Raw genomic sequence first — 13,236 nt, 5'->3', positions numbered from 1 at the left:
CGGGGCGGGAGCCGCACGGCGGATCATTCCGGCCGCAGTACGCGCACGTCGACGCCGAACTTCTCCGCTTCCCTCATCTCCGTGTCGGATGTCACGAGCGACGCGTCCAACGCCTGGGCGAGCACCACGTAGGCCGCGTCGTATGTCGTGAAGTTCTCGCGGAGCCCGAGCACGTGGCCCAGGAGCTCGGTCATCTGGTAACGCCGGATGTGCAGCAGGCCGAAGTCCTCGACGGCTTCGTCCAATCTCCGCTCGTCGAGTTTCTTGCCCAGGACGAGACCTCTCAGCGCGCCGGAGACTTCGAAATCCAGCAGCGCGGGTGCGTGAAGCTCCTCCTCCGCGATGACGGTCAGCAGATCGGAGTTGACGGGATCGCCCACGAGCGCCTCCACCACGGCGGAGGAGTCGATGACGATCACGATGCCTCTCGGATACGCCTGATCTCGTTCACGGTCTCTTCCGCGGTCGGGCCACCGGTGCGGTTCCGCCGCGCCAGACGCGCGGCGATCTCGGCGTTCGTCGGGCGGGCGGCCATGCGCTCCAGTTCCGTACGGAGATAGGCCGCCAGGGTGAGACCACGCTCAGCCGCCTGCTCTTTGAGCGCCCGGACCGTCGCTTCGGGAACATCACGTACCTGTAGCAGTGCCATGACCCCATGGTATGCATTTGTATGCATCCCACGAGCGAAACGGGGACATCACGGGACCGCTGACCCCGGAGGTCCGGTTCCTCTACCGGCGCCCGCCCGTCGTCCGGAAGACCCGCCGGATCACGCCGTGCTCGTCTCCGGGGCCGCGACGGGGACGATGTCGGGGGCGCCGAGGCGGATGGCGTCGGCCTCGTGGTCGGTATCCTGCTCCTGGGAGAGCCGCTCGGCCTCCACCCGCTTGGTGTAGTGCTCGATCTCCCTCTTGACCTGCTCGTCGTCCCACTCCAGCGGACCGGCGAGCAGCCCGGCCGCCTCCTCCGCCACGGCCAGGCCGCGGTGGAAGGTCTCGATGGAGATGTGGGTGCGCCGGGTCAGCACGTCGTTGAGGTGCCGGGCGCCCTCGTGGGTGGCGGCGTAGACGACCTCGGCCCGCAGGTAGTCGTCGGCCCCGGTCAGCGGGTGGCCGAGCGCCGGATCCTCCTCGATCAGCGCCAGCACCTCGTCGATCATGGAACCGTACCGCTGGAGCAGGTGCTCGATCCGCGCCACGTGCAGCCCGGAGGAGCGGGCCAGCCGCTCCCGGGAGTTCCACAGGGCCTGGTAGCCCTCCGCGCCGGCCAGCGGGATGCGGTCGGTGCAGGAGGGCGGGACCCGCTGGTGCAGGCCGTGCGCGACCGCGTCCACCGCGTCCTTGGCCATGACCCGGTAGGTGGTGTACTTGCCGCCGGCCACCATGACCAGCCCGGGCACCGGGTGGGCCACCACGTGCTCGCGGGAGAGCTTGGAGGTCTCCTCCGACTCCCCCGACAGCAGCGGCCGCAGGCCCGCGTAGACGCCCTCGACGTCGTCGCGGGTGAGCGGGACCGACAGCACCGCGTTGACGTGCTCCAGGACGTAGTCGATGTCGGAGCGGGAGGCCGCGGGGTGGGCCTTGTCCAGGTCCCAGCGGGTGTCGGTGGTGCCGATGATCCAGTGCCGGCCCCAGGGGATCACGAACAGCACCGACTTCTCGGTCCGCAGGATGATCCCGGTGAGCGAGTGGATCCGGTCGCGCGGCACGACCAGGTGCACGCCCTTGGAGGCGCGCACGTGGATCTGCCCCCGCCCGCCGACCAGCTCCTGGATCTCGTCGGTCCACACCCCGGTGGCGTTGACCACCTGCCGGGCCCGCACCCGCAGGTCGGTCCCGCTCTCCAGGTCGCGCACCCGGACCCCGGTGACCCGCTCCCCCTCCCGCAGGAAACCCGTCACCTGCGCCCGCGAGGCGACGTGCGCGCCGTACCCCGCGGCGGTCCGGAGCATGGTCATCACGTAGCGGGCGTCGTCCACCTGTGCGTCCCAGTACTGCACCGCGCCGGAGAAGGCCGTACGGCGCAGCGCGGGGGCCAGCCGGAGCGCGCGCCTGCGCGACAGGTGGCGGTGGCCGGGCACGCCGCGGGTGAGCCCGGCGGAGTAGCCCAGCGTGTCGTACATCACCAGGCCGGTGCCGACGTACGGCCGCTCCCAGCCGAAGTGGGTGAGCGGGAACAGGAACGGCACCGGCCGCACCAGGTGCGGGGCGATCCGCTGCAGCAGCAGGGCGCGCTCCTGCAGCGCCTCCCTGACCAGGTCGAAGTTGAGCTGCTCCAGATAGCGCAGGCCGCCGTGGATCAGCTTGGAGGAGCGGGACGAGGTGCCCGAGGCGAAGTCGCGCGCCTCCAGGAGCCCGACGCTGAGCCCGCGGGTCGTCGCGTCGAGCGCGACCCCGGCGCCGACGACCCCGCCGCCGATCACCACCACGTCGAGCTCGGCGGACGCCATCTTCGCCAGTGCGGCGGACCTCTCGGCCGGGCCGAGCCGTGCGGTGCCCATGCGCGCCGTCATGCTGCCTTCCCCCCGGGGTACGCGAACCTTCGTCTTGTCCGGGATATGTACCCCTGCACTGTGTGTATCACTACCAGCGGGTAGTCCTGCTCATGGTGATTCGCGCCACGACCGGACCCGCCGCCCCGGCGGTCCCGGCGGTCCCGCGCGCCGCAGGGCGGCACGGCGCGGTACGGCGGACGGCGGAGCTGCGGCACGGCGCGGGGCCGTCAGGCGCGGACGACCTTGACCCCCGCGTCGGTGAAGCGGGCCGCGGCCTCGTCGGAGAGGCCCTCGTCGGTGACCAGGGTGCCGACGGCGTCCAGCGTGCAGATCCGGGCGAAGGCGCGCCGTCCGATCTTGGAGGCGTCCGCGACCACGACGACCTCGGCGGCCCGGCGGATCAGCAGGTGGTTGACGCTCGCCTCGCCCTCGTGGTGGGCCCAGGCGCCGCCGTCGGCGTCGATCGCGTCCACGCCCAGGAACGCGATGTCCAGCGTGACCCGCTCCAGCACCTCCGAGGCCAGCGGGCCGATCAGCTCGTAGGACTGCGGCCGCGCCACCCCGCCCGTCACGACGATCTTGACGTTCTGGCGCACGGTCAGCTCGGCGGCGATGTTCAGGGCGTTGGTGACGATGGTGAAGCCCGCCTCCGGATCGGCCCGGACCGCCAGGGCGCGCGCGACCTCCGAGGTGGTCGTGCCGCCGTTCATCCCGACGATCGCCCCGGGCGCGACCAGCGCGGCGGCCGCCTCGGCGATGCGCTGCTTCTCGTCGGCGTGGCGCGCGGTCTTGTAGCGCAGCGGCAGGTCGTAGCTGACGCTCTGCGCGACCGCCCCGCCCCGCGTGCGCATGAGCATCTGCTGCTGGGCCAGCTGGTCGAAGTCGCGCCGGATCGTCGCGGCGGAGACGTCCAGCGCCTCGGCGGCCCGCTCCACGCTCAGGCGGCCCTCCCGCGCGAGCAACTCCAGGATCGCGTTCCAGCGCTCGTACCTGCTCACGGCATCAGCCTGTCACACCACCGGATCAAAACCCATCTCTGCACAATCATGCTCATTTCTGCTATAAATCACTCACAAATGGACCGAACCGGAGGCCGCCGTGACCACCCACACCGAAGCAGAGATCGCGTCCCAGCCGGACTGCTGGCGCCGGGCCGTCGGCGCGGTCCCGGCGGACGCCCTCCCGCAGCCGGGTGAGCGGGTGGCCGTGGTCGGCTGCGGCACGTCCTGGTTCATCGCCCAGGCCTACGCCGTGCTGCGCGAACGCGCCGGGCACGGCGAGACCGACGCCTTCGCCGCGTCCGAGGCGCCGTCCGGCCGCTCCTACGACCGGGTGCTCGCACTGACCCGCTCCGGCACCACCACCGAGGTGCTGGAGCTGCTGAGGAGCGCGGGCACCCGGACCACCGCGATCACCGCCGACCCGGACACGCCGGTCATGACCCTGGCCGACCGGGTCGTCGTGCTCGACTTCGCCGACGAGGCCTCGGTCGTGCAGACCCGCTTCGCCACCACCCAGCTCGCCCTGCTCCGCGCCCACCTCGGCGAGGACCTGACCGCCGCGATCGCCGACGCCGAGCGCGCGCTCGCCGAACCGCTCGCCCCCGAGCTGACGGCCGCCGAGCAGTTCACCTTCCTGGGCCGCGGCTGGAGCTACGGCCTGGCCCTGGAGGCGGGGCTGAAGATGCGCGAGGCCTGCCGCGCCTGGACCGAGGCCTACCCCGCCATGGAGTACCGGCACGGCCCGATCAGCATCGCCGGGCCCGGCCGGATCACCTGGATGCTCGGCGACGCCCCCGGCGGGCTGCGCGAGGAGGTGGAGGCGACCGGCGGCACGTTCCTGGCCGGCGGCCTGGACCCGATGGCCGAGCTGGTGCGCGTCCAGCGGGTGGCGGTGGCCAGGGCCCTGGCGCAGGGCCTCGACCCGGACCGGCCGCTCCATCTGACCCGCTCGGTGATCCTCCCCGCCCCGGAAACCCGATGATCGCCCCCCTGCGGCCGGAGGGGGAGGATGAGGCCATGAGCATCACACTCGCCGACGCCCGCGTCGTCACCCCCGGCGGTGTCCACGACGGCTGGCTGACCATCGAAGACGGCCGCATCACCCACGTCGGCCGGGGGACCGCCCCGGGTCCGGGTCTCGGCCTCGGCGGCAGGTACGTCGTGCCCGGCTTCGTCGACATCCACAACCACGGCGGGGCGGGCGCCTCCTTCCCCACCGGCGACCCCGGGCAGGCGCACCGGGCCGCGGCCCTGCACGCCCGGCACGGCACCACCACGCTCGTGGCCAGCCTGGTCACCGCGCCCCTGGACCACCTGACCAGGGCCGTGTCCGCCCTCGCCGACCTGTGCGAGGACGGCCTGCTGGCCGGGATCCACCTGGAGGGCCCCTACATCGCCGCCTCCCGCTGCGGCGCGCACGACCCCGCCCTGCTCCGCGAGCCCTCCCCGCAGGAGCTCGCCCGCCTGGTCAAGGCCGGGCGCGGGCACGTGCGGATGCTCACCATCGCCGCCGAGCTGCCGGGCGCGCCGGACACCATCCGGGAGGCGGTCGCGAGCGGCGTGCTCGCCGCCCTCGGGCACAGCGACGCGGACTACGGGCAGACGGTCGCGGGCATCGAGGCGGGCGCCCGCGTCGCCACCCACCTCTACAACGCCATGCCGCAGCTCGGCCACCGCGCCCCCGGCCCGATCGCGGCGCTGCTGGAGGACGAGCGCGTCACGGTGGAGCTGGTCAACGACGGCGTGCACGTCCACCCGGCGATGCTCCGCCTCGCCTGCCGCGCGGCGGGGCCGGGCCGTACCGCGCTCGTCACCGACGCGATGGCGGCGGCCGGCGCGGGCGACGGGACCTACGACCTCGGCGCGCTGAAGGTGGACGTGACCGGCGGCGTCGCCCGGCTCGTCGACGGCGACGGCGGGCTCGGCTCCATCGCGGGCTCCACCCTGACCATGGACGTCGCCTTCCGGCGCGCCGTCCGCGAGCTCGGCCTGTCCCTGCCCGAGGCCGCCGAGGTCACCTCGCTCACCCCCGCCCGGGTGCTCGGCCTCGGCGACCGCGTCGGCTCCGTCGCCGTCGGCAAGCAGGCGGACCTGGTGGTCCTCACCGACGACCTGGAGGTCGCCGGCGTCATGAGACACGGAACCTGGATCACGGAACCCTAGATGCCCTCTCCCCCCTCCCCCCGCGGCACGGTCCTGACCGTCACGCTGAACCTCGCCCTCGACGTCACCTACACCGCCGACGGCGTCGACTGGGACGGCGTCAACCGGGTGCGGACCGTGCACCGCCGGGCGGGGGGCAAAGGGGTCAACGTCGCCCGGGTGCTCGCCTGGCTCGGCCGCGACGTCCTCGTCACCGGCCTGTCCGGCGGCCCGGGCGGCCGGGCCGCCGAGGCGGAGCTCGCCGCGGCCGGGCTGCCCGCCGCGCTCACCCGCATCGCCGGGGAGTCCCGCACCACCCTCGCCGTCTGCGACACCGCCCCGTCCGGGCCCCGGCGGACGGCCCTGTTCAACGAGCCCGGCCCCGTCGTCTCCGCCGGGGAGCTGGCCGCCTTCCTCGACGGCTTCGACGCCCGGCTCGGATCGGCCGCGGCCGTGGTGGTCTCCGGGAGCCTGCCCCGCGGCGTCCCCGCCGACTTCTACGCCGTCCTCGCCGCCCGGGCCCGCGACCGGGGCGTCCCGGTGATCGTGGACGCCGACGGCGAGGTGCTCCGGCGCTCCCCGGCCGGCCGCCCGGAGATCGTCAAGCCCAACGCCGAGGAGCTCGCCCGCGCCCTGGCCGCCACCGGGGAGGGCGGGCTCCCGGACGGGGACGTGCTCCGCGGCGCCGAGGCGCTCCGGGCCGCCGGGGCCGGGGCGGTCGTCGTCTCACTCGGCGCCGGCGGGCTGCTGGCCGTGACGCCCGAGGGCCGCTGGCGGGCCGCCATGCCGTACCGGGTGGAGGGGAACCCGACCGGCGCCGGGGACGCCCTGGTCGCCGGGCTGGCCCTGGGCCTGGTGGAGGGCACGCCCTGGCCGGAGCGGCTCCGCCGCGCGGCGGCGCTGGGGGCGGCGGCGGTGGCCGCTCCCGTCGCCGGGGACGTCGACCCCGAGGTCTTCCAGGACGTCCGCCCGCGGATCCGGATCGAACCCGTGGACCCCTGATCCCGGCCCGCCCGTGGACCCCTGGCCCCGGCCCTTCCCCGCCCGTGGACCCCTGATCCCGGCCCGCTCCCCGGCGGAGCCGCACCCGCGCGGGCTCCCCGGCCCGTCCGGAGCCACCGCGCACGCACCCGTTCACCCCGTGAAAGGCCCCGTCATGCCCCTCGTCGGAATCGGCGACATCGTCCGCGACGCCCCCGCGGGCGTCGGCGCCTTCAACGTCGTCCAGCTCGAACACGCCGAGGCGATCGTCGCCGGGGCGGAGGCCGCCGGCGCCCCCGTCGTGCTGCAGATCAGCGAGAACTGCGTGCGCTACCACGGCGCCCTCGCTCCGATCGCCGCCGCCGCGCTCGCCCTCGCCCGGGCCTCCTCGGTGGAGGTGGCCGTCCACCTCGACCACGCCTGCGACCGCGCGCTCGTCGAGGAGGCCGTGGAGCTGGGCATCGGGTCGGTCATGTTCGACGCCTCGGCGCTGCCCGACGAGGAGAACGCCGCGCTCACCGCCGAGGTGGCCGCCTGGTGCCACGACCGGGGGGTGTGGGTGGAGGCCGAGCTCGGCGAGATCGGCGGCAAGGACGGCGTGCACGCGCCCGGGGCGCGGACCAGGCCGCACGAGGCCGCCGGCTACGTGGCCCGCACCGGTGTCGACGCCCTGGCCGTCGCCGTCGGCAGCTCGCACGCCATGACGACGCGCGACGCCGTCCTCGACCTCGCCCTGATCGCCGAGCTGCGCCGGGCCGTCCCGGTGCCGCTCGTGCTGCACGGCTCCTCCGGCGTGCCCGACGAGACCCTGCGCGCCGCCGTACGGCACGGCATGAAGAAGATCAACATCGCCACGCACCTGAACAGGGCGTTCACCCGGGCGATCCGCGACCGGCTGGCCGCCGACGAGAAGGTCGTCGATCCCCGCGTGTACGTGAAGGAGGGCCGGGCCGCCGTCGCCGCCGAGGTCGCCCACCTGCTCGGCGTGCTCCGGGGCTGATGCGCGCCGGCCCCCGCACCGGGCGGGGGCCGGGTTCACCGGATCAGGACTGCTGCGGGGCGACGACCACCTCGACCCGCTGGAACTCCTTCAGGTCGGAGTAGCCCGCCGTGGCCATCGTGCGCTTGAGCGCACCCATGAGGTTCATCGAGCCGTCGGCCACCGAGGACGGGCCGTGCAGGATCTGCTCCAGCGTGCCGATCGTGCCGAAGTGGACCCGCTTGCCGCGCGGCAGCTCGGGGTGCTGGGCCTCCGAGCCCCAGTGGAAGCCCCGGCCGGGCGCCTCGGCCGCGCGGGCCAGCGGCGAGCCGACCATGACCGCGTCGGCCCCGCAGGCGATGGCCTTGGCGATGTCACCGGAGGTGCCCATGCCGCCGTCCGCGATGACGTGCACGTACCGGCCGCCGGACTCGTCCATGTAGTCGCGGCGCGCCGCCGCCACGTCGGAGATCGCGGTGGCCATCGGCACCGCCACGCCCAGCACCGTGCGGGTGGTGTGCGAGGCCCCGCCGCCGAAGCCGACGAGCACGCCCGCCGCGCCGGTCCGCATCAGGTGCAGCGCCGCGGTGTAGGTGGCGCAACCGCCGACGATCACCGGGACGTCCAGCTCGTAGATGAACTGCTTGAGGTTGAGCGGCTCGGCCCGGCCCGAGACGTGCTCGGCCGAGACCGTGGTGCCGCGGATCACGAAGATGTCCACACCCGCGTCGATGACGGCCTTGTGGTGCTGGACCGTGCGCTGCGGGGAGAGCCGGACCGCCGTGGTGACCCCCGCCTCGCGGATCTCCTCGATCCGGCGGCCGATCAGCTCCTCCTTGATCGGCTCGGCGTAGATCTGCTGCAGGCGCCTGGTGGCCGCCTCGCCGTGGAGCGAGGCCACCTCCTCCAGCAGCGGCTCCGGGTCCTCGTAGCGAGTCCACAGGCCCTCCAGGTCCAGCACCGCCAGACCGCCGAGCCGGCCGACCTCGATCGCGGTCCTCGGCGAGACCACGCTGTCCATGGGGCTCACCACGAGCGGCAGGTCGAACCGGTAGGCGTCGATCTGCCAGGAGATCGAGACCTCCTCGGGGTCGCGGGTCCGCCGGGAGGGGACGATGCCGATCTCGTCCAGCGCGTAGGCACGGCGTCCGTTCTTGCCGCGGCCGATCTCCACCTGAGTCATGTGCTATGTCTTTCCCATCTCACGCGCGTACGGCCCACGCCTGGTGGCGCGGGCCGTACCTGTGTGTCCGACCGGTCCGCACGGCCCGGTGTCAGCGGCGGTGGTAGTTCGGCGCCTCGACCGTCATCTGGATGTCGTGCGGGTGGCTCTCCTTCAGGCCCGCGGCCGTGATCGGCATGAGCTCGCACTTGGCGTGCATCTCCTCCACCGTGCGGCATCCGGAGTACCACATGCCCTGGCGCAGGCCGCCGACGAGCTGGTGGGCCACCGCGGCCACCGGACCGCGGTAGGGCACCTGGCCCTCGATGCCCTCGGGGATGTACTTGTCCTCGCCGCCGACGTCGGCCTGGGCGTAGCGGTCCTTGCTGAAGGAGGCGCCGCCGCGCTCGCGGTTGCGGACCGCGCCGAGCGAGCCCATGCCCCGGTAGGACTTGAACTGCTTGCCGTTGATGAAGATCAGCTCGCCCGGCGACTCCTCGCAGCCGGCCAGCAGCGAGCCCAGCATCACCGTGTCGGCCCCGGCCGCGATCGCCTTGACGATGTCGCCGGAGTACTGCAGACCGCCGTCGCCGATCACCGGGACCCCGGCGGGGCCGCACGCCAGCGAGGCCTCGTGGATGGCCGTCACCTGCGGGGCACCGACGCCGGCGACCACGCGGGTGGTGCAGATGGAGCCGGGGCCGACACCGACCTTGACCGCGTCGGCGCCCGCGTCGACCAGCATCTGCGCACCCGCCCGGGTGGCGATGTTCCCGCCGATCACCTCGATCCGGCTGTTGGCCTTGACCTTGGCGATCATGTCGGCGAGGCCCTTGGAGTGGCCGTGCGCCACGTCCACGACGATCACGTCGACTCCGGCCTCGATCAGGGCCGCCGCCCGCTGCTCGGCGTCCCCGCCGACGCCGATGGCCGCCCCCACGACGAGCCGGCCGTCGGCGTCCTTGGTGGCGAGCGGGTACTGCTCGCTCTTGGTGAAGTCCTTGACGGTGATCAGGCCGTGCAGCCGCCCGGCGGCGTCGACCAGCGGGAGCTTCTCGATCTTGTTCTTCCGCAGCAGCGCGAACGCCTCGTCCTTGGAGACCCCCACCGGCGCGGTGACCAGCGGCATCGGCGTCATGACCTCGCGCACGGGGCGGCGCTGGTCGGTCTCGAAGCGCATGTCGCGGTTGGTGACGATGCCGACCAGCACGCCGTCGGCGTCCGTCACCGGGACGCCGGAGATCCGGTAGGTCGCGCACAGGCGCTCGACGTCGGCCAGGGTGTCGTCCGGCGAGCAGGTGATCGGGTTGGTGACCATCCCCGCCTCGGAGCGCTTGACCAGGTCGACCTGCTCGGCCTGCTCCTCGACGGAGAGGTTGCGGTGCAGGATGCCGATGCCGCCCTGGCGGGCCATGGCGACCGCCATCCGCGCCTCGGTGACCGTGTCCATCGCCGCCGAGACGAGCGGGATGCGCAGGGTGATCCCGCGCGAGAGACGCGTGGTCGTGTCGGCCTCACCGGGCTGCAGATCGGAGTAGGCCGGAACGAGGAGCACGTCGTCGAACGTCAGCCCCGGCTCGGTGAACTTGGCCATTGTCGTGCAACCTCCTGCCACGGCGCGCTCTGGGTGGGGAAAGGCGCCAGCCCCCCGCACAGTTTAGGGTCTGGGCCCGCCCGCGGCGGACGGCAGGGGTTCCGCCGGAGGCGGCGGAGCACCCGGCGCGGTCCGGGCGGCCTCCGGGCGGGGGCACGCCGGGCGCCGCAGGGTCCGGGCGGACCCGGAGAAGCGGCGGACGGGCGGCGGGTCCCCGGGAGGCCGAGCGGTCGGTGACCCGCTCGGCCTCCCGTCACCGGCAACACCACGAGGCGCCCGATGCCGCCGGACCCCCCTCCGCGTCCGGGCGGCGACGCTTCTCGTATCGAGATACCGACGCCCTGTCATGGTGTCCTCACGCTCGGCGACGCGCAATGGTCGAAGCTGCAACTGCACGAAGTTGCAGCCCGTCCCGCGACCGCCGCCCCTGCCGTACCGGGCGCCGGACCACCGGTCGCGCCAAGCCCCGGACAGGAGCGGGCCGGCGGGCTATCCTCGCGTCACGTCCTGCCCGTCCCGGGAGCCCCCGTCGATGCCTGCCGACACCTCCGAGCCGCTCGCCGCCCTGGGTCTGACTCCGGCCCAGACCTCGCTCTACACCGCGGTGCTCCGGCTGCACCGGGCCACCTGCGCCAAGCTGGCCGAGGCCACCGGCGACTCGCCCGAGCTGCTCGCCCGCGAGCTGGCGGCCCTGGTCCGGATGGGGGTGGTCGACGAGCAGGCCGGTGAGTACCTCGCCCGGCACCCGGCCGCCGCGCTCGGTCACCTGATCGCCGACCGGCTGGACCGCCTCGCCGAGGAGAGCCGGCGGATCGACCGGGTCCTCGGCTCGATCCGCCACCTCATCCACCAGTACGACGCCGGCCGCGACCACCAGACCGGCCGGTTCCCGGTCGAGCTGGTCGGCGGGGCCGACGAGCTCTACGAGAGCGTGATCGGCATGGCGGTCCAGGCGCCGCCGCTGGGCCTGCTCACCGCCGTCCCTGACCAGCGGACGATGAGCGACTTCACCGAGCGCTACGCCGACCCGTGGATCGCGGCCCAGCGCCGCGGCCTGCTCTCCTGCCGGGCCCTCATCCCGGTGGACCTGCTCCAGATGCCCGGCCTGCGGGACAAGCTCGTCCGGTTCGAGCGCGCCGGGGCGCGGGTCCGCACCGTCCCGTCCGTGCCGAGCTGGTTCCTCGTCGCCGGGAGCGAGGTCGCGGGCCTGCCCGCGCAGTGGGGCGGGACCCTGGCGGAGAGCGCCTACCGCTTCACGCTGGTCCGCGCCTGCGTCGTGGTGGAGGCGCTGCGCGCGCTGTTCGAGGAGCTGTGGGCGCGCGCCACCCCGCTGCCGTGGGCGCGCGCGGGCGACGGCGTGGTCCAGGTGCTCCGGCTGGCCGCCCAGGGCGTGTCCGACGAGGCGATCGCGCGGCAGCTCGGCGTCTCGGTCCGGACGGTCCGCGCCCGCTTCGCCGACGCGATGGCCGCGCTGGGCACGCACTCCCGGTTCCAGGCGGGCGTGGAGGCCGCACGCCGGGGCTGGCTCGCGTAACGCCCGGGTTCGCCCCCTGATCCCCGGGGCGAGGCCATAAAGTGGAATCGTGCTGGAAGACGTCCCCCGCGATCCGTTCGCGGACGACCCCGACGACCCGGCGGCGGCGCTGGGCGGTGTCGACGACCCCGAGCCTCTGACGCAGGCCGAGCGCGACGAGGCCGTCACCGACCTCGCCGACGTGGAGGTCTTCCGTTCCCTGCTGGAGCCGCAGGGGGTCTTCGGCCTGGTCCTCGACTGCCCGGAGTGCGGCGAGCAGCACTATTTCAACTGGGAGCTGCTCCGGGGCAACCTCCGGCAGATGATCGAGAACGGCAGGCCCCAGGTCCACGAGCCCGCCTACCAGCCCAACCCCACGGACTACGTGAGCTGGGACTACGCGCAGGGCTACGCCGACGGTGTGATCGACACCGAGGACAGGCACTGATCGACGTCCTCGACCAGCGCCGCGAGCAGCCGGACTGCGGGGTCCGGCCCGGGGACGGGCTCCCTCCGGGCGAGCGCCTGCAGCACGGCGTCGGTCTCGGCCACGGCCGGGTCCTTCTCCGGCCCGCACCGCCGCGTCGGGCACCGTGGATGGAGCGCCGTCAAGCTATCGACTCCAGCTCCGCCAGCGCCCGCAGCCTGGCGAGCGCCCGATGCTGGGCGACGCGAACCGCACCTGGTGACATACCGAGTACATTACCGGTCTCCTCCGCCGACAGTCCCGACACCACCCGGAGCATCAGCAGTTCACGCTGGTTGTCGGGGAGCCGGGAGAGCAACCGGCGCGCGTGCTCGGCCTCGACGTAGCGCACCACGGTCTCCTCCGGGCCCGGCCCCTCGTCCGGCCCGTCCGGCAGGTCCTGGGTGGGCACGGCGGAGCGCACGGAGCTGCGCAGCGCGTCGGCCACCTTGTGGGAGGCGATGCCGAAGACGAACGACGCGAACGGGCGCCCCATGTCCCGGTAGCGGGGCAGGGCGGCCAGAACCGCGATGCACACTTCCTGCGCCACGTCGTCCGCAATGTGATATTGGCCGGAAAACCGCCCGAGGCGGGCGCGGCAATAGCGCACCACCATCGGGCGCAACTGCGCGAGCAAGGATTCGATCGCGCTGCGATCCCCCTGAACGGCGAGGCTTGTCAGATCCTTGAGATCGTCCTTGTGGACGATCCCGTCAGATCTCGTCGCAAGCCTTACCCCACTTTTGGCGTCGGCGACGCATCCCTCGGTCACGTAGGCATGATGCCCGCACTGATCCGACCTGTCGTCATGGCAAACGGCTACGGATTGGTCACATTGAGGCGAGATCGGCGGAGTGTAATCGGACGATGACACTGGGATTTCCCGGGCCGTCAGATATTTCGC

14 protein-coding genes are annotated in these 13,236 nt (G+C 73.6%); 6 read left to right on the top strand and 8 right to left on the bottom strand.

The genetic code is table 11. The features are described 5' to 3' along the window. Positions 1-23: 23 nt before the first annotated feature. From ABD823_RS23855 to ABD823_RS23840, 4 genes are all read right to left on the bottom strand, one after another. A complete protein-coding gene (locus tag ABD823_RS23855) occupies positions 24-419 on the bottom strand; it encodes a type II toxin-antitoxin system VapC family toxin (RefSeq protein ID WP_344863182.1) in 396 nt (131 codons plus the stop codon). Beyond that, positions 416-649, bottom strand: coding sequence for a FitA-like ribbon-helix-helix domain-containing protein (locus ABD823_RS23850; protein WP_344863180.1), 234 nt, complete (start codon positions 647-649; stop codon positions 416-418). Before ABD823_RS23850 ends, ABD823_RS23855 begins: the two co-directional genes overlap by 4 nt. Before the next feature lie 120 nt (positions 650-769). Continuing rightward, positions 770-2,512, bottom strand: a complete 1,743-nt coding sequence (locus tag ABD823_RS23845; RefSeq protein ID WP_344863178.1) for a glycerol-3-phosphate dehydrogenase/oxidase — start codon at positions 2,510-2,512, stop codon at positions 770-772. A gap of 209 nt (positions 2,513-2,721) precedes the next feature. Next, on the bottom strand, positions 2,722-3,492 hold the full coding sequence (locus ABD823_RS23840) for a DeoR/GlpR family DNA-binding transcription regulator (RefSeq protein WP_344863176.1): 771 nt from the start codon (positions 3,490-3,492) through the stop codon (positions 2,722-2,724). Positions 3,493-3,592: 100 nt separating this feature from the next. Here ABD823_RS23840 and ABD823_RS23835 point away from each other — a divergent pair, with 100 nt between their 5' ends. From ABD823_RS23835 to ABD823_RS23820, 4 genes are all read left to right on the top strand, one after another. Continuing rightward, positions 3,593-4,477, top strand: coding sequence for an SIS domain-containing protein (locus tag ABD823_RS23835; protein ID WP_344863174.1), 885 nt, complete (start codon positions 3,593-3,595; stop codon positions 4,475-4,477). Positions 4,478-4,512: 35 nt separating this feature from the next. Beyond that, positions 4,513-5,658, top strand: a complete 1,146-nt coding sequence (gene nagA / locus ABD823_RS23830; protein WP_344863172.1) for an N-acetylglucosamine-6-phosphate deacetylase — start codon at positions 4,513-4,515, stop codon at positions 5,656-5,658. After that, positions 5,659-6,639, top strand: coding sequence for a 1-phosphofructokinase family hexose kinase (locus ABD823_RS23825; RefSeq protein ID WP_344863170.1), 981 nt, complete (start codon positions 5,659-5,661; stop codon positions 6,637-6,639). It abuts the gene before it with no gap. A gap of 154 nt (positions 6,640-6,793) precedes the next feature. Continuing rightward, positions 6,794-7,618 carry a class II fructose-bisphosphate aldolase gene (locus tag ABD823_RS23820; RefSeq protein ID WP_344863168.1) on the top strand — a complete coding sequence of 275 codons (825 nt, stop codon included), beginning with the start codon at positions 6,794-6,796 and terminating at the stop codon, positions 7,616-7,618. Between the two features lie 43 nt (positions 7,619-7,661). On the opposite strand, the gene ABD823_RS23815 is transcribed toward ABD823_RS23820, so the two are convergent. Both ABD823_RS23815 and guaB read right to left on the bottom strand, forming a co-directional pair. After that, positions 7,662-8,771: a GuaB3 family IMP dehydrogenase-related protein gene (locus ABD823_RS23815; protein ID WP_344863243.1), complete on the bottom strand. Its 1,110-nt coding sequence runs from the start codon at positions 8,769-8,771 to the stop codon at positions 7,662-7,664. 100 nt (positions 8,772-8,871) lie between these two features. Beyond that, entirely contained in the window at positions 8,872-10,353 is a 1,482-nt protein-coding gene (gene guaB / locus ABD823_RS23810) for an IMP dehydrogenase (RefSeq protein WP_344863166.1), read from the bottom strand. Between the two features lie 532 nt (positions 10,354-10,885). On the opposite strand from guaB, the gene ABD823_RS23805 reads away from it, so the two are divergent. Together ABD823_RS23805 and ABD823_RS23800 are read left to right on the top strand one after the other, a co-directional pair. After that, positions 10,886-11,887, top strand: coding sequence for a helix-turn-helix transcriptional regulator (locus ABD823_RS23805; RefSeq protein ID WP_344863164.1), 1,002 nt, complete (start codon positions 10,886-10,888; stop codon positions 11,885-11,887). A 49-nt stretch (positions 11,888-11,936) separates the two neighbouring features. Beyond that, on the top strand, positions 11,937-12,314 hold the full coding sequence (locus tag ABD823_RS23800; RefSeq protein ID WP_344863161.1) for a DUF5319 family protein: 378 nt from the start codon (positions 11,937-11,939) through the stop codon (positions 12,312-12,314). On the opposite strand, the gene ABD823_RS23795 is transcribed toward ABD823_RS23800, so the two are convergent. Both ABD823_RS23795 and ABD823_RS23790 read right to left on the bottom strand, forming a co-directional pair. Further along, positions 12,275-12,418, bottom strand: coding sequence for a hypothetical protein (locus ABD823_RS23795; protein ID WP_344863159.1), 144 nt, complete (start codon positions 12,416-12,418; stop codon positions 12,275-12,277). The two genes, ABD823_RS23800 and ABD823_RS23795, sit on opposite strands and share 40 nt — an antisense overlap. Before the next feature lie 56 nt (positions 12,419-12,474). Next, a complete protein-coding gene (locus ABD823_RS23790) occupies positions 12,475-13,041 on the bottom strand; it encodes a sigma-70 family RNA polymerase sigma factor (protein WP_344863241.1) in 567 nt (188 codons plus the stop codon). Between the last annotated feature and the right edge of the window lie 195 nt (positions 13,042-13,236).

It is taken from the genome of Planomonospora alba, from assembly GCF_039534085.1.
Lineage (GTDB): Bacteria > Actinomycetota > Actinomycetes > Streptosporangiales > Streptosporangiaceae > Planomonospora_B > Planomonospora_B alba.
Note: the sequence above shows the minus strand (reverse complement) of the source record. Positions and strands in the feature narration are given on the sequence as shown.

What these genes read in the sequence shown, in the direction of transcription:
- ABD823_RS23805 (WP_344863164.1), top strand. Translation starts at nt 10,886, where the DNA reads ATGCCTGCCGACACCTCCGAGCCGCTCGCCGCCCTGGGTCTGACTCCG.
- ABD823_RS23845 (WP_344863178.1), bottom strand. Translation starts at nt 2,512, where the DNA reads ATGACGGCGCGCATGGGCACCGCACGGCTCGGCCCGGCCGAGAGGTCC.
- guaB (WP_344863166.1), bottom strand. Translation starts at nt 10,353, where the DNA reads ATGGCCAAGTTCACCGAGCCGGGGCTGACGTTCGACGACGTGCTCCTC.
- nagA (WP_344863172.1), top strand. Translation starts at nt 4,513, where the DNA reads ATGAGCATCACACTCGCCGACGCCCGCGTCGTCACCCCCGGCGGTGTC.
- ABD823_RS23825 (WP_344863170.1), top strand. Translation starts at nt 5,659, where the DNA reads ATGCCCTCTCCCCCCTCCCCCCGCGGCACGGTCCTGACCGTCACGCTG.
- ABD823_RS23850 (WP_344863180.1), bottom strand. Translation starts at nt 649, where the DNA reads ATGGCACTGCTACAGGTACGTGATGTTCCCGAAGCGACGGTCCGGGCG.
- ABD823_RS23820 (WP_344863168.1), top strand. Translation starts at nt 6,794, where the DNA reads ATGCCCCTCGTCGGAATCGGCGACATCGTCCGCGACGCCCCCGCGGGC.